Source organism: Pseudooceanicola sp. NS-SX8 (assembly GCF_057380755.1).
In genome coordinates this window covers 2,150,949-2,173,168 of record NZ_CM170819.1, presented here as the reverse complement: position 1 = coordinate 2,173,168, position 22,220 = coordinate 2,150,949, and the positions used below count along the sequence as shown (strand labels likewise).

The following is a 22,220-nucleotide window of genomic DNA, read 5'->3' as shown; positions in this document are numbered from 1 at the left end:
CCTATCGCTCCTGCTTGCGCAGCAGCAGCGTGCTCAGCGCCAGATAGGCCGGGGCGATGATCAGCAGCGCCGTCAGATCCGCGCGAAGATCCTGGAAATCCAGGGCCTTGCCGAAGACCCCCCGGGAAATCGTGACCAGGTAGGCCGAGGGGAAGATCTTCGCCATCACCGCGCCCAGCCCCTCCAGCGAGGAGACCGGGTCGATCATGCCCGAATACTGCACCGCCGGGATCATGGTCAGCAGCGCCGTGGCGAAGATCGCCGCGATCTGGCTGTTCATGAAGCTCGACATCACAAGGCCGAACCCGGTGGAGCCGATGCAGAACAGCAGCGCCGCCACCGTCAGGGTCGTGACCGAGCCGGTGATCGGCACGCCGAAGACATGGACCGCGAAAAGCGCCATCAGCACGTAGTTCAGCATGGCCACGACGACATAGGGCAACTGCTTGCCCAGCACGAATTCCAACCGCGTCACGGGGGTGACGTAGAGGTTGGTGATGGATCCCATCTCCTTCTCCCGCACCACGCTCAGCGCCGCCAGCATCGCCGGGATCAGCATCAGCAACAACGGGATCACCGCCGGGGCGATCGCGTTCAGGCTGCGGATGTCGGGATTGTAGCGATAGCGCACTTCCAGGTCGAAGTCGGAGGCCACGGCGGCATCGCCGTATTCCTCCCGCGCGCGCTCGGTCAGGTACCAGGCATGGATGCCCTGCACGTAGCCGCTCACCGTCTCCGCCTGGCTGGGCATCGACCCGTCGAGCCAGGCACCGACCTGCACCTGCCGCCCGCGCTCCAGATCCGCACCGAAGCCCGGCGGGATCTCGATCGCAAGGTCGATATTCCCGGCCCGCATCCGCGCGTCCATGTCGTCGTAGCCCGACAGGGGGGCCTTTTCGACGAAATAGCGCGACCCGGAAATATCCGATATGTAGTCGCGACTTATCGCACTGTCGTCATTGTCGAGCACGGCAAAGGTCAGGTCCTCGACGTCCATGTTGATGCCGTAGCCCACCACGAACATCAGGATGACGGAGCCGAGGATCGCAAGCGTCGCGCGGATCCGGTCGCGCTGCAGTTCCAGCGCCTCCCGCCGCGCGTAGGAGAACATCCGGCGGAAGCTGAAATGCCGCTGCACCCCGCCCCGGGCGCTGTGCAGGGCCAGCGCATCGGCCCCGGCGCCAGTGTCGCGGCCGCCGCTGGCCTCCTCCAGCCGGGTGATGAAGGCCTCTTCCAGCGTCGCAGCGCCCGCCGCGTCCCGGATCGCCTCCGGCGTGTCGGTCAAAAGGACCCGACCCGCATGCATCAGGCTGATCCGGTCGCAGCGCTCCGCCTCGTTCATGAAGTGGGTGGAGATGAAGATGGTCACGCCATCCTGCCGCGACAGCTCCCCCAGGATCTGCCAGAACCCGTCCCGCGCCACCGGATCCACACCCGAGGTCGGCTCGTCCAGGATCAGCACGTCGGGCCCGTGGATCATCGCGGTGGCCAGCGACATCCGCTGCCGGATCCCCAGCGGCAGGGCATCGGGATAGGTCTCCGCCACCGCCTTCAGGTCGAACCGCTCCAGCATCTCCGCCACCCGCGCGGGCCGTGACTCCACCGGCAGATCATAGAGTTTCGCATGCAATTCAAGGTTCTGCCGGACCGTCAGCTCCCGATACAGGGAAAAGGCCTGGCTCATGTAACCGATCCGCTGCCGCGTCGCGAGGTCGCTTGCGTCCATCTCCTCGCCGAAGAGCCTCGCCTGCCCCTCGGTCGGCGCCAGCAGGCCGGTCAGCATCTTCATCGTCGTGGTCTTGCCGCAGCCGTTGGAGCCGAGGAAGCCGAAGATCTCCCCCTTCGGGATGCGGAAGCTGACGTCCTCCACCGCCGTGAAATCCCCGAACCGCATGGTCAGGTGATCGGCCTCGATGGCAAAGGTCTCCCCCGCCTCGGCCCGGCGCGGCGGCAGGGAGACCTCCAGGTGCCGCTGGCGCAGCGCCTCGGGCAGCATCGCGATGAAGGCCGCGTCCAGGTCCTCCGCCCCCGTCCGCTGCAACAGCTCCGCCGGCGTCCCGGTGTCCAGAACCCTGCCGCCGTGCATGGCGCAAAGCCAGTCGAACCGCGCCGCCTCCTCCATGTAGGCGGTGGCGACGATGACGCTCATGCCCGGACGGCGCGCGCGGATGCCGTCAATCAGGTCCCAGAACTGGCGCCGCGACAGCGGGTCCACCCCGGTCGTCGGCTCATCCAGGATCAGCAGGTCCGGATCATGGATCAGCGCACAGCACAGGCCCAGCTTCTGCTTCATGCCGCCCGACAGCTTCCCCGCCGGACGGTCCGCAAAGGGCGCCAACCCCGTGGCCGCCAGCAGCTCGGCGATCCGCGCCTCCCGCTCCGTCTTGCCATGACCGAACAGCCGGCCAAAGAAATCGACGTTCTCAAAGACCGACAGCGTGGCATAAAGGTTCCGGCCAAGCCCCTGCGGCATATAGGCAATCCGGGGGCAGGACCGGCTGCGGTGACCGGCGGAGCGCATGTCGCCCCCAAGCACCATCAACTGCCCCTCCTGCATGGCCCGGGCCCCCGCCACCATGGACAGCAGGCTCGACTTGCCGACACCGTCCGGCCCGATCAGCCCCGCCATGACCCCCGCAGGGATCTGCAGGCTGACATGGTCCAGCGCCCGGGTCTTCTTGTAGGTCAGGCTGCAGTCGGTCAGCGTCACCACCGGACCCGCCGTTTCAGGCTGGGTCATTGCAGCCCCTCGATGAAGCCTTCGGGCAGGTGATCCGGCACGGTCTGCGGCAGGGTGTCGGGCCAGTCCGCCGTGGGATCAATCCGCACATAGGTGACCCCCGGCAGGCCGGTCTTCACGAAACCGCTGTATTCCTTCAGCAACTCCGGATCGATCTTGGCGCGCACGCGGAACATCAGCTTCTCGCGCTCGATCTCGGTCTCCACCGCCTTAGGCGTGAACTGCGCCACGTCGGCCACGAAGGAAATGCTGGCCGGGATGGAGTAGTTCGGCACCGCGTCCAACAGGATCCGCGCATCGGTGCCCAGCCCGATCCGCCCGGCCTGCTCCGTCGGCAGGAAGAAGGACATGTAGACATCGCCCAGGTCGACCATGTTGATCACCCGCCCGCCGGAGCTGACGATCTCGCCCTCCCGCGCCACGATGTACTGCACCCGGCCATCGCGGGGCGCGACCAGCTCGTTGTCCTCGATCTGCACTTTCACCAGGTCGATGGCGGCATCCGCGGCCTCCACCGCGGCCTCGGCGTCCACCACAGCCGCCTGAGCAGAGTTGATCGCCGCCTCCGATGCCGCCGACTGCGCCTCCGCCGCCGCGATTGCCGCCTTGGCGCTCAATGCCGTGGCCCGGGCGCTGTCCAGCGTCGCATCCGAAACCGTCGCCGATTCCGCCAGGGCCTGGCTGCGCTCATACTGCTTCTGCGCCGCATCGTAAGAGGCCTGCGCCTCCTCTATCTGCGCATCCGCCGCGCGCTTCTCTGCCTCCGCCTGGCGCACCTTGATCTTCGCGCTGTCCACGCCCAGCACCGCGCGCTTCTTCTCCGCCTCGGACTGTTTCAGGGAGGCCAGAAGCTGCCGGCTGTCCAGCCGCGCCAGCACATCGCCCTGCTGCACCAGCTGCCCTTCCTCGACCAGGATCTCTGAAATGCGCCCGGCAGACTTGGCGGCGATGTCGATCTCCACCGCCTCGATCCGCCCGTTGCCCTGCGCGATACCCGGCCAACCGTCGGCGCCATTCGCCTGTTTCCAAAGGACATATCCCGCCACGGCCAGAACGACCAGAACGGCAGGAAGGATGAATTTGCGGGCCTTGTGCGCCATGCCGTGTCGTCTCCCTCACGCATGCACCCCGCCCGCACCGGAGAATCCGGCGACGTGACGGGGCCGTATGGGGCGAAACTGAACCCGACGGTCTACTTCCTGCAACCATAAAGCGTACCGGCGTGTCAAAACGCCCCCTCTGCCAAACCATACGCACAGGAATTCACAGCCCTACGACGGGGCCCGCATTTTTCTCGACGTGGCGTCCTCCGGGGCCAACCGGCGCGGGATCAATCCCGCGCCAGCGCTTCCACCGGATCAAGCCGGGAGGCAGAGCGTGCCGGCAGGTACCCGAAGCCCAGCCCGATCAGGGTCGAGGTCAGGAAGGCCAGCCAGATGGTCGTCGAACTGAAGACCAGGGTGAAGGTGCTCTGGAACTTGGCCATGGCCCAACCGACGCCAAGCGCGCCCAGGATCCCCAGGATCCCGCCCAGCAGACACAGCATGACCGCCTCCAGCAGGAACTGGGTCACGATGTCGGACCGCCGCGCGCCCACGGCGATGCGCACCCCGATCTCCCCCGTCCGTTCGGTGACGGAAACCAGCATGATGTTCATCACTCCGATGCCGCCCACCACGAGGCTGATCACCGCGATGGCCGAAATCAGGTAGGTCATCGTCTGCGTGGTCGAGGTGATCGCCTCCCGTATGGTGTCGGAGTTCTGCAGGCTGAAGTCGACCACGCCGTGGCGTTCCAGCATCAGCGCCTCCACCCCGGCCTCCGCCGCGTCCATGTCGATGTCATCGGCCACCCGGACAGAGATGGAGCTGAGCCGGTCATCCCCGGTGATCCGCACCGCAACCGTCTGCAGCGGAGAGAAGATCCGCACCTGGTCCGGCGGCCCCATGGTGGAGGAGCTTTCGACCACCCCGATCACCCGCAGCGGCACCTTGTCGACCAGCATGGTTTCCCCGATCGGGTCGGTGCCATCGTCGAAATAGGTATCCACCGCGTTGTCGTCGATCACCACCACCTGCGCGCGGCGGGTGTTTTCCGCCTCGGTGAACAGGCGGCCCTCCGTCAGCGTATAGGCGCTGACATCGAAATAATCGGCGCCCACGCCATAGACCGACGCGGTGGAACTGACCGAGTTTCGCGACAGCCGCGCCGTCGTCGTCAGGATGGCAGAGGCAGAGGTCGCGAAGTCCTCGTTCGCCAGTGCAGTGGCATCGGCGGGCACCAGCGTGTCGATGGCATCCGAGCGGCGGTCGCCGAAGCCCGTCCCGGCCCGCACCGTGATGGTGTTGGTCCCGATGGCCGAGATCCGCTCCAGCACCTGCTGCTGGCTGCCGGTGCCGAGCGCCACGACCGAGACGACCGAGGCGATGCCGATGATGATCCCCAGCATGGTCAGGAAGGACCGCAGCCGGTGCCGCGACAACGACAGCACGGCGGAATAGAAGCTGTCGCGGAAGCGTGACAGGGCGGGCGACAGGCTGACCGGCGCGGGCGGCGGCAGTTCGTCCGCGGGCGTGGCCTCCGCTTCCGGCAGGTCGCGCGTGGTGTCGGACAGGATCTTGCCGTCGCTGATCTCGATCACCCGGCCGGCGGCCTCGGCCACCTTGGGGTCATGGGTCACGATGACGACGGTGTGGCCCTGGGCGTTCAGCTCCCGCAGGAGGCGAAGTAGTTCGAGACCCGAAGCACTATCAAGCGCCCCCGTGGGCTCGTCGGCCAGGATCACCTCGCCCCCGTTCATCAGCGCGCGCGCCACCGAAACCCGCTGCTGCTGCCCCCCCGAAAGCTCCGACGGGCGGTGGCTCATCCGCTCACCCAGACCCAGCCGCTTCAGCAATGCCTCGGCCCGGCCCTTCCGCTTGCCGTGGTCCGCGCCCTGGTAGGCGGCGGGCACCTCGACGTTCTGGCGTGCATCCAGGTCTCCAAGCAGCTGATAGCGTTGAAAAATGAACCCGAAGTGGCGGCGCCGCAGCGCCGAAAGCTCCTCCGCGTCCATCTCGGACACCGGGCGGCCGTCATAGCTGTAATCCCCGGTCGTCGCCCGGTCGAGGCACCCGATGATGTTCATCAGTGTCGACTTGCCGGACCCGGAACTGCCGATGATCGCCACGAACTCGCCCCGTGCGATGGCCAGGTCGACCCCGTGCAGCACGACGGTTTCGGTTTCACCGGTCTTGTAGGCGCGGGTGATGCCCCGCAACCTGATCAATGTGTCATCCGTATCGGTCATGTCAGAACCCCATGGGCCCGCCCGGAGGCATGCCGCCCGGGCCACCACTGTCTGTCTCGCCAGAGGGAGGCGCAGGCATAGAGGCATCAGGCACGATCACCTGGTCCCCTTCGGAGAGGCCGCTGGCCACCACGATCCGCTCATCCCCCTGCAGGCCAAGGCTGACCTCACGCATTTCCGGGGCGCCATCGCCCATCACCATAAGGTGCGCCGTACCGGAGGAGATATCTCCGCTCACCGCGGAAATCGGCAGGCTCAGCGCATCTTCCGCGCTGTCGAGGATGATCGTCACCTCGGCCGTCATGCCGATGCGCAGCTGACCTTCGGGGTTGGGCACGGTCATCTGCACCTCGTAATAGATCGCCTCATCCGTATCGATCTCGTCGTCATCCGCGATGGACGCCGGCGCCGGGGCCACGCTTTCCAGTTCGGTATCGAAGGTCTGGCCGGGCAGGCCCGCCAGGGTGAAGCGCACCTTGTCGCCTGCCTTCACCCCCGCGACATCCGCCTCCGACACGGAGGCGACGACATGCATCTGCTCCAGATCCGCGATCTTCACGATGGTGGGCGCGTCGGTGGAGGCATTCACGGTCGTGCCTTCGTCGTTGACGATGGCCACCACCGTCCCCGCCGCGGGGGAGCTGATCTGCGTCCGCTCCAGCGCCTTCTGCGCCGTGCTCAGATCCAGTTCGGCCACCTTGAGCTGGGCATCCAGCGCCTCATGATCAGCCAGGGCAACCTCGTAATCGGCCTGGGCGGCATCGGCATCGGCACTGGTCGTGGCGCCGCGCTTCATCAGGCCCTGCTGGCGCTCCGCCTCTGCTTTCAGGGTGACGATCTCCGCTTCCTTGCCCTTGATCTCCGCGTTGATCTGCGCAAGCGCGGCCTCGGCGCTCTGCACCTCGATCTCCTGATCGGTGCTGTCGATCGTGGCGATGATGTCCCCTTCCGCCACCTTGTCGCCCACGGCGACCGACAGGCTCTCGATCCGGCCCGAAACCTCGGCCCCCACCGAGGTCAGGCGGGACGCCTCGATCACACCGGAGGCAAGCACGGTGGTTTCCACATCGGCCCGCGTCACGCTGACAGTGGTCGGCGGCGCAGGCGGTTCGGCATTTTGCGTGCTGTACCAGTAGTATCCGCCCGCACCGGCGGCGAGCAGCACAATGAGCACGATGATCGACTTGCGAAACATTCGGCAGGTCCCTTTTGACTGTGCCCCGGACAGGGGGCGTTCAGGAACCTATACGTGCAAAGAGCGCCCTTCCGTCGCCACGGGTCATATCCGTGTCATATCCGGGCCTCGCGACGCCACGTCGGATCCTTCAGTCCAGCGTTCTGCGGAAACGCTTCAGCGCCAGGGCCGAAAGGACCACGACGAACAGCAAGAGCGCCCCGAGCGAGCCCGCCACGGTGCCCAGATCCGCCCCTTTCAGCATGACAGACCGGATCAGCCGCAGGAAATGGGTCAGCGGGAAGATTTCCCCCAACCATTGCGCCCAGGTGGGCATGCCCCGGAACGGGAACATGAAGCCCGACAACATCATCGAGGGAAGGAAGAAGAAGAACGTCAGCTGCATCGCCTGCATCTGCGTCCGGCTGGCGGTGGAAATCAGGTAGCCCAGGATGACCAGCGACAGGACGAAGACGAAAATCCCCAGCAGGATCACCGAAAGATGCCCCACCATGGGTACGCCGAAGACCGCCTTGGCCGCCAGCAGCACGACCGCCACCTGCACCGCGCCGATGACGAAATAGGGTATGATCTTTCCCAGCATGATCTCCAGCGGGGTGGCGGGCATCGACAGCAGGTTTTCCATCGTGCCCCGTTCCGTTTCCCGGGTCAGCGCCATGGAGGTCATCATCACCATCGTCAGTTGCAGGATCACCCCCAGAAGACCCGGCACGATGTTGTACTGCGTGATCCCTTCGGGATTGTAGCGTTTGTGCACGACGACCGAGAGCGGAGCAGAGGCGCTGGCCTGCCCCAGCTCCCGCTGCAGCGCCTGGGTTGCGACGGTCCCAAGGGTGGAAATCGCACCGGAGGCGACCGAAGGATCGGTGGCATCGGCCTCGATCAGGATCGACGGATCATCGCCCCGTTCGACCCGGCGACCAAAGTCGGACGGCACGGTCACGACAAAGACGACATCGCCCCGCTGTATCATCTCCTCTGCCTCCGCCGCAGTCGCATGGGGGGACACGAAACGATAATAGCCCGTCAGTTCCAGCGCGGAGACCATGGCCCGGGTGAACCTGTCCTGGGTCGGCGCAACCAGAGCGGCTGGCAGCTCCTTCGGATCGGTATTGATGGCGAAGCCGAACAGCATCAGTTGGACCAGGGGAATGCCGATCATCATCCCGAAGGTCAGCCGGTCGCGCCGCATCTGGATGCTTTCCTTGGCCAGAAGCGTTGCCAGCCGGCCGAAGGAGAAAAGACACCTCATGCCTCTTCCTCCATGTTGTCGCGGGACTGGCCCATCAGCTGGATGAAGACGTCCTCCAGGCTGGTTTCTGCCTCCGCCAGGTCCGTCCCGGTCTCACGCGCCACCCTGGCGGCGCTTTCCCGCAATGCCGTGGCGTCCCGCCCGACCACGTGAAGAGAGGTGCCGAAGGGGGCAATCTGCTCCACCCCCGGGGCGCCGCGCAGCCGCTTTGCGGCCTCCGCCGTGGCCGCAGCACCCTGCGCACCACGCCCTGTCAGCACCAGCGTCGTCAGCCCGGCATCGCGAACGACATCGGCCACTGTGCCCGATGCGACCAGCTTGCCATAGGAAATGTAGTTGATCCGATGGCAGCGCTCGGCCTCGTCCATGTAGTGGGTCGACACGAGAACCGTCAGCCCGCCCGTGGCAAGACGATGAATTTCATCCCAGAACTCCCGCCGGGCCTTTGGATCGACGCCCGCCGTCGGCTCATCCAGCAGCAGCAGGTCGGGCTTGTGCATCACGCAGGCGGCCAGGGCCAGGCGTTGCTTCCACCCGCCGGACAACGACCCGGCCAGCTGATCCCGCCGCGAATGCAGGCCAAGGTCCTGCAGGGTCTCCTGCACCACGCGGCGCCGGTTCTTCATGTCGTAAAGCCCGGCTACGAAAGCCAGGTTCTCCCGGATCGTCAGATCCTCGTAGAAGGAGAACCGCTGGGTCATGTAGCCGACCCGGCGCTTGATCGCCGTGCGGTCGCGCAGGATGTCGAGGCCCAGGACACGGCCCTCGCCACTGTCGGGCTGCAACAGGCCGCACATCAGGCGGATCGTGGTGGTCTTGCCGGATCCGTTCGGGCCAAGAAACCCCGCGATCTCCCCCCGCCTGACCTCCAACGAGACGTCATCCACGACCCTCCGGTCGCCGAAGGCCTTGGTCAGCCCCCGGACGGAAATCGCCGGCTCGCTCATTCCACTGTCTCCGGCAGGCGCACATCGACGATCTGCCCGGGCTTCAGTGCCGCGCCGTCCAAGGGCCGCGCTTCGACCAGGTAGACCAGCTTCTGACGGTTCTCGAGGGAGTAAATCACCGGCGGGGTGAATTCCACCTCGTTGGAAACATAGGTGATTTCGGCCTGGATCCCGGCCGGGCAGCCGGTACAGCCCACGGCAAGAAGATCCCCGACGGCCACCTGTGCGATCTCCGTCTCGGGCACGTAGAGCCGCAGCTTCACCGCCTCGTCGCCCAGCACCGACAACACCGGAGAGGACGGCCCGGCAATCTCTCCGGGCCTGCGGATGATATCATCCACGGTTCCGGCGAAGGGCACCGAAAGGTCACGCTGTTCCAGATCCCACCGGGCCTGGTTGCGCGCCGCTTCCGCCCCGTCGCGCGCGGCCTGCGCAGCGGCAATCGCCTGTGGCCTGGCGGGCAGCTTGGCCACGGCAAGCTCCGCCTCGATCTGGGCCACGCTGGCCTCTGCCACCCGCGCGGCGGTTTCCGCGTCGTCACGCTCGCTTTCGGTCACCGCCCCACGCTGCGCGAGGCTGATCATCCGCGCCTCGGTGCGCCGGGCTTCGTCTGCCTGCGCCCGGGCAGAGGCCAGCGAGGCCTCGATCGCGCGGATCTCCTCCTCCCGGCTGCCCTCCTTCAAATCCGCCAGCTCGCTTTCGGCCTGGGCCAGTGCCGCCTGGGCCTGCGCAAGCGCGATCTCGGCATCCTTTTTCTCCATCTCCACAAGGACCTGGCCCGGTGCGACGCGTGCACCGCGCGTCACGTCCAGCTGCCGCACCTGGGCCGTGGCGACCGGGGCAAGCTCGGTATACTCGCCCTCGACGTAGCCGGTGGCCAAGGGGCCAGGGGCGGCACAGGCCGAAAAGAAGAAGCCCGCCATGGGCAGAGCACAGAGAAACGCGGTCATGCGCGGCTCCTTTCAAGGGCGGCGTGGAGGTGTCCGCAAAGCAGGTCGGCCAGCCGCGTGGCCTCCTGCGGGCCGATGCGATCCCATCCCATCCGACGCAGCACGAAGCGCTGTCCGATCCGGAAATAGACCACCTGCCCGATCATCGCGAAAACGGCGAGACGCACCCCTTCGCTTTCTTCCGCAAGGCCGGTTGCGCGGGACCAAAGCTGACAGAGCTCCCGGTGCTTCGCCCCTATGAACTCATCATAGAGCAGGTCCGCGATATCGGCGGAACTGTTCAGCTCCCGCGTGATGAATTCAACGATTTCAGAGGCCTGACCATCGGTCGCCAGGTAGTGTGTCATGCCGCGCAGCAGCGCTTCCAGCCGCGCCACGGCTTCTTCGCGGGAGATGCCCGCATGGTCCCTCGGCGCCCCTGCCACCTGGCTGATGCATTCCACCACGGCGCGGGCACAGGCCTCGTGCAGGCCCGCTTTGCTGCCGAAATGGTAGGAGATCGAAGCGACGTTGGTGCGCGCGGCCTCTGCCAGTTTCCGCGTCGAAGTGGCCGCGAAACCCGCTTCGCCGAACAGGCGGAAGCCGGCCGCGATCAGGCGCTGGCGGGTGTCGTCGGTGGTGGCTGTATCGGTCATGGCAGAATTCAATCAAACGATTGACTGAATCGCAAGAGAAACCTTTCCCGCGCGCATTTCGCCGCAGGAGCACCCCTTCCAAAACGCGAAGCGCCCCTTCGGAGGGAACCGAAGGGGCGCAATCATGTCGTTTCAGATCAGTGCCTTGCGAGGCGCTCTTAAGACCAGCGCTCAAGACTGGGGAATGGCATTCCCACGCGCGGCGCGCTTTTGCGCGGCAATCCGGAACGGCGCGTTCGGGGCGCCATAGCCCTGGTAGTTTCCGCGCCGTTCGAGGATTTCGAAGAAGACGCCGCCGACAAGGTTGCGGGAGTAGACCTGCAGGAACTCCCCCTGCTCATCCGCGTCGTAGAAGATGTTCTGCGACCGGATGGCCGAGAGCATTTCGGGCGCGATGTCGTAGCGCACCGCGACGTCGTCGTAGTAGTTCGGCGGCACTTCCAGGCTTTCGAAACCAAGCGCGGCCAGCTTCTTGGCCGTTTCGAAAATATTCTTCGTTTCCAGCGCGATATGCTGCACCGAGGCGCCAAAGCTTTCGGCCAGGAAACGCCCCGCCAGGGTCCTGTGTGTCTCTGCGCCGTTCAGCGTCACCCGCAGGGCGCCGTCGGGGCTGGCCACGACCTGGCTGCGCACAAGGCCGTCGGGGTCGATCACGTCGACCATGGGCGCTTTGTGCATGTCGAAGATGGAGGTGTAGAACAGCGTCCAGGAGAGCATGTCCTCGTAGCTCATCGTCTGGGCGACGTGATCCACGCGGGTCAGGCCGGCACCTGAAGTGTTGGCCGCAACCTCTTGAAATTCAATGTCCCAGACCTTCTCCGTGCCGTCCTGGGTATCCAGGAAGTGCATCACCGAACCTTCGAGGCCGCGGATCGCGGGAATGTCGAGCTCTCCCTCTCCCAGGGGCTGGGTGAAGGGCTTGGCGCCCAGGGCCGCGGCCCGGATGACGGTATCGCGGGCGGAGGGGACCCGCAGGCCGATGTCGCAGATGGAGGTGCCGCGCACATGCCAGGCCGACGCCGCATGGCCAGAGGTTTCGGCATTCAGCACCAGGCGGATATCGCCCTGACGATAGAGGTCGACCTCCTTGTTGCGGTGCTTGCCCACCTTGGAAAACCCGAGGGTTTCAAAGTACTTGGCCAGCTTCTCCCGCTCATCCCCGCGGGCGGTGAATTCCACGAAGGAGACGCCCTCGGGCTTGATGCGCGGGGCGAAGTCCGGCAGGTCCACCGTCACGTCCGGCTCTGCCCGGCGGACGTCATCCATCAGCGCGATCAGCGAGCGATAGCCGTCGCGGGACACCGCCGAAGGGTTGGCACCGCGGAACTGATCGTTGAAAATCTCCAGTGAAATCGGGCCCTTGTAGCCGGTGGAAGCGACGGCCTGCATGAAGCCCAGCACGTCGAGGTCCCCTTCGCCGGGCATGTTGCGGAAGTGGCGGGACCAGTAGAGCAGATCCATGTCGATCAGCGGCGCATCGGCCAGCTGGACGAAGAAGATCTTGTCGCCCGGGATGGAACGTATTGAATCCGGGGACAATTTCCGGCTGAGCGTGTGGAAGCTGTCGAGGATGACGCCGATGTTGGGGTGATCGGCGCGGCGGACGATTTCCCAGGCGTCGCGGTGGTCGTTGATGTGACGCCCCCAGGCCAGCGCCTCGTAACCCACTTTGATTCCATAGGTTTTGGCGATATCGCCCAGTTCCCGGAAATCATCGGCAGCGCGTTCGATACCGCCGAGGGACTTGGGATGGCAGGAGGAGCAGAAGAGCACGGTATCGGTGCCCAGCTCCGACATCAGGTCGAACTTGCGGCGCGCCCGGTCAAAGGCCTTTTCGCGCAAGCCACTGGGAAGGCATTCAAAATCCCGGAACGGCTGGAACAGCGTGATCTCCAGCCCGTGGTCCCGGATCAGGTTGCCCACCTCACGCGGGGTGCCGGTGTCGGTCAGGAAGTCCTGCTCGAAAATCTCGATTCCATCGAAGCCGGCCCCGGCAATTGCCTCCAGCTTTTCACGGAAATTTCCCGAGATGGAAACGGTCGCGATCGAGGTTTTCATCGGCAGAGCCCCCCCTTGATTTCATTGGGAAAAAACGTCGGTATTACGTCGGTATCCTGTCGGTAGCACGACGGTGCCAAAAAGGGAAACGGCGCGAAGGTTTCCCTTCGCGCCGCCCCCGGATCAGTAGCCCATGATCCTTGGCAGGAAGGTGACCGTTTCCGGTACGAAGGTCAGGATCAGCAGGACCAGCACCTCCACCAGGAAGAAGGGCAGGATGGCGCGTGTGAGCTTAGCCATGCCGACCTGGGCTATCCCCTCGGCCACGAAGAGACAGAGCCCAAGTGGTGGCGTGATCAAGCCGATCATCAGGTTGAAGATCACCAGGATCCCGAAGTGCACCGGGTCCACCCCCATCGACACGGCGATCGGGTGCAGGATCGGCACCAGGACGAGCATGGCGGCGATCCCTTCCAGGAAGAGGCCGACGAAGAGGAAGAGGATGATGACGGCGATCAGGAAGGCGGTCTTGCTGTCGACGTTCGAAAGCACCCAGTCCGTCAGCATGTTCGGCACGCGGTTGTAGGTCAGCAGCCAGTTGGCCGCGGAGACCGCCGCGATGATGATCAGGATGACGGCGCTGTCGCGCATCGCTTCGGAGAAGATCCGCGGCAGGGCCGAGAGCTTGATCTTGCGATAGACGAAGAAGCCCAGGATCAGCGCATAGGCCACGGCGAAGGCCGCCGCTTCGGTGGGCGTCACGATGCCGATCAGGATGGAGCCCACGACGAAGACCGGCATCAGCAGCGGCAGGATGCCACCCAGCAGCGCCTGGGAGGCGGTCTGCGTGTTGATGGAGGCTTCGGGGTGGGGATCGTCCACCTTCACCGTCAGCATGACGTAGGCCGACAGGAAGATCGCCAGCAGGATGCCCGGAACGACGCCGGCCATGAAGAGCGCGGGCACCGAAACGCCGGAGACGATCAGCGCGTAGATGATCACCGGGATCGACGGCGGGATGATCGGGCCGATGACGGAGGAGGCCGCGGTCAGGGCCGCCGCGAAGTCACGCTTGTAGCCGTGCTTTTCCATTTCCGGAATGAACACGCGGCCGATGGCCGAAGTATCTGCCACGGCGGAGCCCGACAGGCCCGCGAAGATCACGGAGGCCCAGATGTTGACCAGCGCGAGCCCTGCGCGCATGCGGCCCACCAGGACGTTGGCGAAGGCGATGATGCGGCCGGTGATGCCGGATTCGTTCATCACCTCGCCCGCCAGCACGAAGAGCGGGATGGCGAGCAGCGGGAAGCTGTCGAGGCCCTTGAACATCTGGGTGGCGACCACGCGCAGGGCGTAGGGCGCTTCGCCCACGGACATGAAGTAGAGCAGTGCCGCGACGATGGCGATGGCGATGGGGACGCCGGCCAGCAGGCCGACCAGAAGGATCACGTAGGTCATGCGGAGGCTCCCCCCTGGGCGCGGCGCCCGTCGGCGCGGATTTCGGAGAGGCGGGTGAAGAAGCGGATGAGCGCCGCCACGGCCAGCATGGCCCCGCCGATGGCGATGGCGTACTGCCAGGTGCCGACCTTGCCGAACCATTCAAGCCAGGGCTGATTGAAGGTTTCGGCCAGCCAGGCGCCGGTGCTTTTCAGACCCGAGGAGGCGATGTGGCCGCGGCGGGTGGCATAGGCATGCCCCGCGAAGGCCAGTGCCACGCCGGAGATCACCGTCACGATATCGACCAGCAGGAAGAGCTTTTCGCGCAGCCCATGCGGCAGCATGTCGGTGAGGATGGTGAAGCGGATGTGGCGATCCTGCATGTAGGCCCAGGCCAGGCCGAACATGACGCCGTAGATGGTGAGATAGATGGGCAGTTCTTCGCCCCAGGGCACGGAGCGGCCCAAGGTATAGCGCCGCAGCGCGTTGACGAAGATGATGATGAAGACGAGGCCCATGGAGAGGCCCGCCCCGAAGGCGAAGATCCTCTGCACGGCACGATTGATCTGGGTCATGGCTTTGCTGGGTCCGGGGCTTGCATGGTCCGAGCTTGCCCGGCGGGCCGGGCCTTCGGGAAGAGGGAACCCCGGGGCGGCGGGAGGACGCCGCCCCGGGGTGATCCGGGACCGGGATGGAGGGCGGTCCCGGGTTGGCGAAGCTTATTCGGAGGCTTCGGCCACTGCGTCCTGCAGGCGGTCGATCCACTCGGCATCATCGCCCAGTTCTCCGCGCAGGTAGTCGATGACGGCCGGCTGTGCCTTTTCGGCGAAGGCGGCGATTTCATCTGCGGTCGGGGAATAGACCTGCATGCCTTCGTCCTGGACCTTCTTCACGCCTTCGGCGGTGCCCCATTCCTGGATCGCGCGGCCCATGGTGCCGGCGATGCGGGCGGCCTTGGCGACAACCTGCTGCTGGGCGGGGGTCAGATCCTGGTAGAACAGGTCATCGATCAGGATGTAGTCGGCCGCATAGACGTGACCGTCGAGGGTCATGTACTTCTGCAGCTTGTGCAGGCCGTTGTTGTAGATCACGCCAACGGGGTTTTCCTGGCCGTCGACCACGCCGGTGGACAGGGCGTTCGGCAGTTCGGTCCAGGCGATCGGGGTCGGTTCACCGCCCAGGCCCTTGACCATTTCCAGGTAGAGCGGGATCGGCTGCACGCGGAACTTCAGGCCTTCCATGTCCTCGGGAGAGCGGATTTCCCGGGTGTTGTTGGTGAAGTTGCGGAAGCCGGTTTCGCCGTAGGCCAGGGTACGCAGGCCGGTTTCTTCCAGGCAGTGTTCGGCCAGGGCGTCACCGAAGGGGCCATCCAGGACGTCCCAGGCGATGGTGGCGGAGGAGAAGGTGTAGGGGATGTCCAGGACGGAAGCCGCGGGGCAGACCTTGGACATGGCACCGGAGACCATGACGACCTGGGTCAGACCTTCCTGGGCCTGGCCGATCAGCTCGTCCTCGTTGCCGAGGGCGCCGGCGGGGAAGAGCTCGACCTTGAGGTCGGTTTCGCCTTCGACGATGTTCTTGAAGATATTGGCCGCGGCGCCCTTCTTGGACGCGGTCCAGTCATCGGGGTCGACGTGGGCGAACCGGATGGTCTGGGCGCCGGCAGCAGAGGCCAGGCCAAGGGTCAGCACCGCGGTTGCGGCGATCTTAGTGAAATTGAACGTCATGGTTTGCTCCTCCCGTAGGTCGTTCAGGTGCCCGCGGCTGCGGGCTGGATGTCGAAGGCATCGAAGGTTGCCTTCATTCGGTCAGGGTCGGCGGGCCGACCGGTGAAAAGCTCGAACGCGCGCACCGCCTGGAAGACGGCCATGCCCGAGCCTGGCAGGACACGGCAGCCCTTTGCGCGTGCAACGCGAAGGAGTTCCGTCTCCAGGGGGAAATAGACGATGTCGGCCACCCACATGGAGGGCGCGAGCAGGTCGGTGTCGATCGCCGTGCCCGGCAGCTTGGCCATGCCCATGGGCGTGGCGTTCACCACCCCGTCGGGCAGGGCGGCGGCGCAGAGCGCGGCAAGGTCGGTGACATGGGTCGCCTCGACCCCGGCATGGGCCGCCATCACCTGGGCGCAGAGCGCGTCGGCGCGGGCCGCGTCGGTGTCGAAGACCGAAAGACGCTTTGCCCCGCGCAGGGCCAGGGCATGGGCCACGGCCCCGCCTGCCCCGCCGGCACCGAGCAGCAGCACGTGATCCATGGCGGCATCCGCCAGGCCGCGCTTGTGGCTTTCGGCAAAGCCCCAGAGGTCGGTGTTGTGGCCGAAGCGCTTGCCGTCGCGGAAGACCACGGTGTTGACCGCATTCACGCCACGGGCGTTATCGGAAAGTTCATCCAGCAGACCGATAACCTCGATCTTGAAGGGATAGGTGATGTTGAGACCGTCGAAGCCCGCCGTCTCTGCCGCCTGCACCAGCTCTTCGAGGGTGCGGCCGTTCAGATCGGCGTCGAGGATGCGGTAGAGACCGCGCATGCCCTGGGCTTCTGCCTCTGCCATGTGCATGGACGGCGTGCGCGACAGGGTGATGCCGCGACCGATGAGGCCAGCCAAAAGCTGGGGCTGTTGCCCTGGAATGACGTGCTGCATGGCCGATGCGCCTCCCTTACTCCGCACCTGCGATTCTTTGTCCATCGACTTTGAACTAGACAGTTAAATGAGTCAACAAGAATGAACGATGCGGTTAAAACCTTGCTATACAGGCCCCGCCCCCTTCGCAAGCGTCGGGTTTCGCGCCGAAGTCGCGCCAAACCGCGACAGATGCGCGCCCCGGCAAGCCCTCTTTGGAAAATCGCTGAAAATAGAGGGGTTTCCGGCAGACCTTCACTTTTGAGCGATCTGCGATGGATGCCGCTTCTTTGCCCGGGGCGCTGGCGCTGCGGGCCTGTCGAGCCGGCCCCGCCCCGTCGGGTTTCGCCCTGTCCCGTCTCCCCCCGTCCCCAAGGGGCGCGAAACGACGCTGCGACGGGCTGTCGCCAGGCCTGCCACGGCAAAGGGTGCGAAAAAGCGGCAGTTTTGCCGGGCCGAGGCGAAGTTTTTGTAAAAATGCATCTTCAGGGGTGACGGATCGTCATCGGGCCCGTATGGGTCTTCTCACCTCAGACGATGGAGATTCGCAGAATGTATCAGGACCGTATCCCAGATCAGCACTAAGCGCCGATCCGATACGGTTGGGCGCATGCCCCGCCTTCCGCATTCTGTCATCTGACATCCCCCTTCCAAAAATCCGCACATTCGTGACCGCCACCCCAGATGGATTCTGACGGGACCGGCGTTCGCATTGCCCCAATTCGATTGGATGCATCGTCATGTTCCGTTTCTTCGAACGACTCATTGACCCGTTTCAACCCTTTGAGGAGGCGACGCCTCCGGCGAAGCTGATGCCCTACATGTGGTCACAGCTTCGCACCCTGAAAGGCTGGCTGCCGATCATGGCCTTCACCAGCCTGCTTGTCGCCCTGGCGGAAAGCCTGCTCGTGTTCTACTCGGGCCGGATCATCGACCTGATGACCGGCGCCGGGCCCGATGGCTTCTGGTCCCAGCACGGGCGGGAGACGCTGCTTGCCGCGCTCTTCCTGCTGTTGCTGCGCCCCGGGCTGATCGGCCTGAACCACCTGCTGCTGGAACAGACCCTGGTCGGCACGCTGAACGTCCAGTCCCAGTGGCGGGCGCACAAGCACCTGCTGGGCCAGTCCATGGGCTTCTTCCAGAACGATTTCGCGGGGCGCCTGTCGAACCGCGTGATGCAGATGGGCCCGGCGACCGAGGACAGCGCCTACATCTTCCTGGAGGCCGTCTGGTTCTCGATGGTCTACATCGTCGGCGCGACCTTCGTCGTGGCGCAGATCAACCCCTGGCTGGCGCTGGTGCTGACAAGCTGGCTGGCGCTTTACGTGGGCTACATGCAGTTCCTGGTGCGCCGGATCACCCGCGCGGCGGAGAAGTGGTCCGACGGGCGGTCCGCCGTCACCGGGCGCGTCGTCGACGCCTATGCCAACATCGAGGCGGTGAAGCTTTTCGCCGGCACGAAGGCAGAGGAACGCTATGCCCTGTCGGCCTTCCGTCGGCTGCGGCTGCGGGTGCACCGTTTCCTGCGGCTGGCGACGGAGATGCAGGTCGTGCTGAACCTGCTCAACGGCTACCTGATGGTGGGCGTGGGCGGTCTGGCGCTGCTGTTCTGGTCGCATGGCCTGATGACCGTGGGTGAGGTGACGGCGGCGCTGGCGCTGACCCTGCGGCTGAACGGCATGTCGGGCTGGATCCTGTGGGTCACCATCCGCCTGTTCGAGCATTTCGGGGTGATCCGCGAGGGGCTGCGGTCCATCGCGGTGGCCCATGACGTGGTCGATGCGCCGGGGGCCCCTGCCCTTGCGCGTGGCGCGGGCGAGATCCGCTTCGAGGATGTCAGCCACCATTACGGTAAGGGCCGTGGCGGCCTGGATCACGTCGATCTGACGATCCGGGCGGGCGAGAAGGTGGGCGTGGTCGGGCCGTCGGGCGCGGGCAAGTCGACCCTGATCTCCCTGTTGCTGCGGTTCCGCGACATCGAGCAGGGCCGGATCCTGATCGACGGCCAGGACATCGCGGGCGTCACGCAGGAAAGCCTGCGCAAGGATATCGGCGTGGTGACGCAGGACAATTCCCTGATGCACCGCTCGATCCGTGCCAACCTGATGTACGGCCGCCCCGATGCGACCGAGGATCAGATGGTGGCGGCCGCCCGTCGGGCCGAGGCGCATGACTTCATCCTGACGCTTCAGGACCGCGAGGGGCGCACCGGCTACAACGCCCAGGTCGGCGAGCGCGGCGTGCGCCTGTCGGGCGGGCAGCGCCAGCGGGTCGCCATCGCGCGGATGATGCTGAAGGATGCGCCGATCGTGATCCTGGACGAGGCGACCTCGGCCCTGGACAGCGAGGTGGAGGCCGCCATCCAGCGGTCGCTGCATTCGGCGATGGACGGAAAGACGGTGATCGCGATCGCGCACCGGCTGTCCACCCTGGCGGAGATGGACCGGATCATCGTCATGCAGGCGGGCCGGATCGTCGAGGACGGCAGCCATGCGGAACTGCTGCGGCGCGAGGGGCTTTATGCCCGGCTCTGGACCCGCCAGTCGGGCGGTTTCCTGAGCGAGGCGGCGGAGTGATCCGCCGGGTCAGGTGACAACAGACGACAACAGATTGGGGCGGTTCCGAAAGGGACCGCCCCGGTCGCATGCGCCGCGCATCCTGTCCAGAGCGCGGGACCTTGGCGCGGAACCTGACGCCCGGGAGCCTGCGGACAGATTGCCCCTCGGGCGGGCGCAGGCTAGGTCTTGCCCCCTGGAATAGCGCCCTGGCCCGGACGCCCGGAGCCGACGAAGGCCGCACCCAACAAAGGCCGGACCCAACGAAGGAAGACACCATGGACGCCTTGCTGCTGATCGACATTCAGGCCGGGTTCGACGCCCCTGTCTGGGGCGCGCGCAACAATCCGCAGGCAGAGGCCCGCGCCGCCGCCCTGCTGGCCCATTGGCGTGCCAGGGGCTGGCCCGTGATCCATGTCCGTCATGTCAGCGTGACGCCGGGATCGCCGCTGAGCGGCGCCGGCACCGCGTTCAAGCCCGAGGTGCAGCCGCGCGAGGGGGAGCCGGTGGTGGAGAAATCCGTGAACTCCGCCTTCATCGGCACCGGCTTGCAGGACCTGCTGCAGGCCCGGGGCGTGACCGAGCTGACGATCTGCGGGCTGACGACGCCGCATTGCGTGTCGACCACCACGCGGATGGCCGCGAACCTCGGCTACGGGGTCCGCCTGGTGGCGGATGCCTGCGCCGCCTTCACCTCCAACGCGGACGTCAGTTTTGACGGCGGTCCCGCCCTGACCGCGCAGGAGATCCACCGCACCGCCCTGGCGCATCTGCATGGCGAATTTGCCCATGTCTGCCAAAGCGCCGAGGTGCTGGCGGACTGAGCCGGCGAGGCGCGGCTGGTGGGCCGCAACGGGCGCACGGGCGGCCTGCCGGGAAAGGCGCAGGTTTGCGGCAGCGGGCAGGTTTGCGGCAGTGGGCGGGGCCTTGCCGAATTTGAAACGGCTTTGAATCGCTTCGCCTGCCCCCTGGCCCGCGGCGGGGCTTGCGCCACCTGCAAAGCCGTGATCTAGGCGGGAAGACACGCTGCGATGCAGCGCGCCGATTTCCCCACATACCGGCCCCGCAGACCTTCTCCGGGACCGGCGCCGATGTCCGGCCCTTCCGACACTCCGTCATGCCAGGGATTTGCCATGACCCAGTTTGCCCAGGGCGAGATCACGCCCGAAATCGCCGCCAGCCTCCGGTGTGAGACCGATTCCGCCCGCCTGGCCACCCGCCTGACCTTCTTCGCGACCGGTTTCACCACTTCTAGCTGGGCGCCGCTGATCCCCTTCGTGAAGTCGAATGCCGGGGCGGACGAGGGCCTGTTCGGGCTGTTGCTGTTCTGCCTCGGCATCGGGTCCCTGCTGGCCATGCCGGTGAGCGGATGGCTTTCGGCGCGGCACGGGGCACGGGCGGTCATCCGGGTCACCGGCCTGATCATGGGGCCGATGCTGGTGGCGCTGCTGCTGGCGCCGAACGTGGTCGTGCTGGGCGCGACCATGGCCCTCTTCGGCGCGGTGCTGAGCAGTGTCGACGTGGCGATGAACATCCACGCGGTGGAGGTCGAGCGGCGCTCGGACCGGCCGATCATGTCGGGGGTGCATGCGCTCTACAGCGTCGGGTCCTTTGCCGGGTCCGGCCTGATGGCGCTGATGCTGCTGGCCGGGCTGCCACCGCTGATCGGCGCGGGGATCTGCGCGGTGCTGGCACTTGGCGCGCTGCTGGCCGCGGTGCCGAAGCTGTTCCGCGCCCGGCCCGCCGAGGCGCCGGTGGCCTTTGCCTTTCCGCGCGGCATCGTCCTGCTGCTGGCGGTCGTGTCGGGCATCTCCTTCCTGCTGGAGGGCGCGATGCTGGACTGGGGCGCCCTGCTGGTGATCGAGCGCGACCTGCTGGCGCCGGAGGGCGCGGGCGTTGGCTACATGCTCTTTGCCGCCGCCATGGTCTGTGCCCGGCTGGTGGGGGACCGGCTGATCGCGCGGGCGGGCGGGCTGCGGGTGCTGGTCTGGGGCGGGGCCGTGGTGATGGCAGGCATCCTGTGCCTGGTCAGCGCGCCCTGGGCCTGGGCCTCCATGGCGGGGTTCGTCCTGATCGGCGTGGGCGCGGCCAACATGGTGCCGATCTTCTTCAGCGCCACCGGGCGGCAGAATGCGATGCCCCCGGCGCTGGCCATCGCCTCTGTCAGCACGACGGGCTATGCCGGGGTGCTGATGGGCCCGGCGGTGCTGGGCTTTGCCGCGGAGGCGACGAGCCTGGCCACGACCTTCTGCGCGCTGGCGGTGCTGGTCGCGGTGATCCCGCTGACCGCACGGCGCATCACCCGGGGGTAAGGCGCAAGGCAGGATCGGGGAGCGTGGCGGGGGGAACCCCGCCCTCCCGTCGCTGCATGGCGCGCCGGGATGGTGGATTTCATCCACCCTACGGGGCGGGGGCGCGGTGGCGGTGGTGTGGGAACGGTGGATTGCATCCACCCTACGTAGGGCGGGGTTCACCCCGCAACGGCCGCCATCCCGGCTACGCGTCCCAACCCACCGCCGGGACCACCTGCCTACCGGTCGCGGGCAGAGCCACTGCGTAGGGTGGATGCCAATCCACCGTTCCCCGCCCGCCCCGCCCATCCGGG

General features: G+C 66.2%; 16 protein-coding genes. 3 read left to right on the top strand and 13 right to left on the bottom strand.

What is annotated here, in order from left to right:
* Window position 1: 1 nt before the first annotated feature.
* From rbbA to AC2IR1_RS09840, 13 genes are all read right to left on the bottom strand, one after another.
* Entirely contained in the window at window positions 2-2,740 is a 2,739-nt protein-coding gene (gene rbbA / locus AC2IR1_RS09900; protein ID WP_486476116.1) for a ribosome-associated ATPase/putative transporter RbbA, read from the bottom strand.
* Window positions 2,737-3,840: an HlyD family secretion protein gene (locus AC2IR1_RS09895; protein ID WP_486476115.1), complete on the bottom strand. Its 1,104-nt coding sequence runs from the start codon at window positions 3,838-3,840 to the stop codon at window positions 2,737-2,739. The genes rbbA and AC2IR1_RS09895 overlap by 4 nt, the downstream gene beginning before the upstream one ends.
* 230 nt (window positions 3,841-4,070) lie before the next feature.
* Window positions 4,071-6,029, bottom strand: coding sequence for a MacB family efflux pump subunit (locus AC2IR1_RS09890; protein ID WP_486476114.1), 1,959 nt, complete (start codon window positions 6,027-6,029; stop codon window positions 4,071-4,073).
* A 1-nt stretch (window position 6,030) separates the two neighbouring features.
* Window positions 6,031-7,224, bottom strand: a complete 1,194-nt coding sequence (locus AC2IR1_RS09885; RefSeq protein WP_486476113.1) for an efflux RND transporter periplasmic adaptor subunit — start codon at window positions 7,222-7,224, stop codon at window positions 6,031-6,033.
* 130 nt (window positions 7,225-7,354) lie between these two features.
* Window positions 7,355-8,476 (bottom strand): ABC transporter permease, encoded by a 1,122-nt coding sequence (locus AC2IR1_RS09880; protein WP_486476112.1) that lies wholly within the window; start codon window positions 8,474-8,476, stop codon window positions 7,355-7,357.
* Window positions 8,473-9,423: an ABC transporter ATP-binding protein gene (locus AC2IR1_RS09875; protein WP_486476111.1), complete on the bottom strand. Its 951-nt coding sequence runs from the start codon at window positions 9,421-9,423 to the stop codon at window positions 8,473-8,475. The genes AC2IR1_RS09880 and AC2IR1_RS09875 overlap by 4 nt, the downstream gene beginning before the upstream one ends.
* On the bottom strand, window positions 9,420-10,373 hold the full coding sequence (locus AC2IR1_RS09870; protein ID WP_486476110.1) for an HlyD family secretion protein: 954 nt from the start codon (window positions 10,371-10,373) through the stop codon (window positions 9,420-9,422). The genes AC2IR1_RS09875 and AC2IR1_RS09870 overlap by 4 nt, the downstream gene beginning before the upstream one ends.
* A complete protein-coding gene (locus tag AC2IR1_RS09865; protein ID WP_486476109.1) occupies window positions 10,370-11,008 on the bottom strand; it encodes a CerR family C-terminal domain-containing protein in 639 nt (212 codons plus the stop codon). Before AC2IR1_RS09865 ends, AC2IR1_RS09870 begins: the two co-directional genes overlap by 4 nt.
* A gap of 171 nt (window positions 11,009-11,179) precedes the next feature.
* Window positions 11,180-13,066, bottom strand: coding sequence for a bifunctional sugar phosphate isomerase/epimerase/4-hydroxyphenylpyruvate dioxygenase family protein (locus AC2IR1_RS09860; protein WP_486476108.1), 1,887 nt, complete (start codon window positions 13,064-13,066; stop codon window positions 11,180-11,182).
* Between the two features lie 123 nt (window positions 13,067-13,189).
* Entirely contained in the window at window positions 13,190-14,464 is a 1,275-nt protein-coding gene (locus tag AC2IR1_RS09855; RefSeq protein WP_486476107.1) for a TRAP transporter large permease, read from the bottom strand.
* Entirely contained in the window at window positions 14,461-15,018 is a 558-nt protein-coding gene (locus tag AC2IR1_RS09850; RefSeq protein WP_486476106.1) for a TRAP transporter small permease, read from the bottom strand. The genes AC2IR1_RS09855 and AC2IR1_RS09850 overlap by 4 nt, the downstream gene beginning before the upstream one ends.
* A 144-nt stretch (window positions 15,019-15,162) precedes the next feature.
* Window positions 15,163-16,170, bottom strand: coding sequence for a DctP family TRAP transporter solute-binding subunit (locus AC2IR1_RS09845; RefSeq protein WP_486476105.1), 1,008 nt, complete (start codon window positions 16,168-16,170; stop codon window positions 15,163-15,165).
* A 23-nt stretch (window positions 16,171-16,193) separates the two neighbouring features.
* Window positions 16,194-17,081 (bottom strand): shikimate dehydrogenase, encoded by an 888-nt coding sequence (locus tag AC2IR1_RS09840; RefSeq protein WP_486476104.1) that lies wholly within the window; start codon window positions 17,079-17,081, stop codon window positions 16,194-16,196.
* Between the two features lie 719 nt (window positions 17,082-17,800).
* On the opposite strand from AC2IR1_RS09840, the gene AC2IR1_RS09835 reads away from it, so the two are divergent.
* The 3 genes from AC2IR1_RS09835 (at window position 17,801) to AC2IR1_RS09825 (ending at window position 21,927) form a co-directional block, all read left to right on the top strand.
* The gene (locus AC2IR1_RS09835; protein WP_486476103.1) at window positions 17,801-19,636 is read left to right on the top strand and encodes an ABC transporter ATP-binding protein; all 1,836 of its coding nucleotides are present in this window, start codon (window positions 17,801-17,803) and stop codon (window positions 19,634-19,636) included.
* A gap of 257 nt (window positions 19,637-19,893) precedes the next feature.
* A complete protein-coding gene (locus AC2IR1_RS09830) occupies window positions 19,894-20,439 on the top strand; it encodes a cysteine hydrolase family protein (protein ID WP_486476102.1) in 546 nt (181 codons plus the stop codon).
* A gap of 309 nt (window positions 20,440-20,748) precedes the next feature.
* Window positions 20,749-21,927, top strand: coding sequence for an MFS transporter (locus AC2IR1_RS09825; protein ID WP_486476101.1), 1,179 nt, complete (start codon window positions 20,749-20,751; stop codon window positions 21,925-21,927).
* Window positions 21,928-22,220 lie beyond the last annotated feature (293 nt).

Bases quoted from the DNA above. Each gene is read 5' to 3' on its own strand.
- AC2IR1_RS09880 (WP_486476112.1), bottom strand. From the start codon at position 8,476: ATGAGGTGTCTTTTCTCCTTCGGCCGGCTGGCAACGCTTCTGGCCAAG.
- AC2IR1_RS09865 (WP_486476109.1), bottom strand. From the start codon at position 11,008: ATGACCGATACAGCCACCACCGACGACACCCGCCAGCGCCTGATCGCG.
- rbbA (WP_486476116.1), bottom strand. From the start codon at position 2,740: ATGACCCAGCCTGAAACGGCGGGTCCGGTGGTGACGCTGACCGACTGC.
- AC2IR1_RS09845 (WP_486476105.1), bottom strand. From the start codon at position 16,170: ATGACGTTCAATTTCACTAAGATCGCCGCAACCGCGGTGCTGACCCTT.
- AC2IR1_RS09875 (WP_486476111.1), bottom strand. From the start codon at position 9,423: ATGAGCGAGCCGGCGATTTCCGTCCGGGGGCTGACCAAGGCCTTCGGC.
- AC2IR1_RS09890 (WP_486476114.1), bottom strand. From the start codon at position 6,029: ATGACCGATACGGATGACACATTGATCAGGTTGCGGGGCATCACCCGC.
- AC2IR1_RS09870 (WP_486476110.1), bottom strand. From the start codon at position 10,373: ATGACCGCGTTTCTCTGTGCTCTGCCCATGGCGGGCTTCTTCTTTTCG.
- AC2IR1_RS09885 (WP_486476113.1), bottom strand. From the start codon at position 7,224: ATGTTTCGCAAGTCGATCATCGTGCTCATTGTGCTGCTCGCCGCCGGT.
- AC2IR1_RS09835 (WP_486476103.1), top strand. From the start codon at position 17,801: ATGTTCCGTTTCTTCGAACGACTCATTGACCCGTTTCAACCCTTTGAG.
- AC2IR1_RS09840 (WP_486476104.1), bottom strand. From the start codon at position 17,081: ATGCAGCACGTCATTCCAGGGCAACAGCCCCAGCTTTTGGCTGGCCTC.
- AC2IR1_RS09855 (WP_486476107.1), bottom strand. From the start codon at position 14,464: ATGACCTACGTGATCCTTCTGGTCGGCCTGCTGGCCGGCGTCCCCATC.
- AC2IR1_RS09895 (WP_486476115.1), bottom strand. From the start codon at position 3,840: ATGGCGCACAAGGCCCGCAAATTCATCCTTCCTGCCGTTCTGGTCGTT.
- AC2IR1_RS09830 (WP_486476102.1), top strand. From the start codon at position 19,894: ATGGACGCCTTGCTGCTGATCGACATTCAGGCCGGGTTCGACGCCCCT.
- AC2IR1_RS09825 (WP_486476101.1), top strand. From the start codon at position 20,749: ATGACCCAGTTTGCCCAGGGCGAGATCACGCCCGAAATCGCCGCCAGC.
- AC2IR1_RS09850 (WP_486476106.1), bottom strand. From the start codon at position 15,018: ATGACCCAGATCAATCGTGCCGTGCAGAGGATCTTCGCCTTCGGGGCG.
- AC2IR1_RS09860 (WP_486476108.1), bottom strand. From the start codon at position 13,066: ATGAAAACCTCGATCGCGACCGTTTCCATCTCGGGAAATTTCCGTGAA.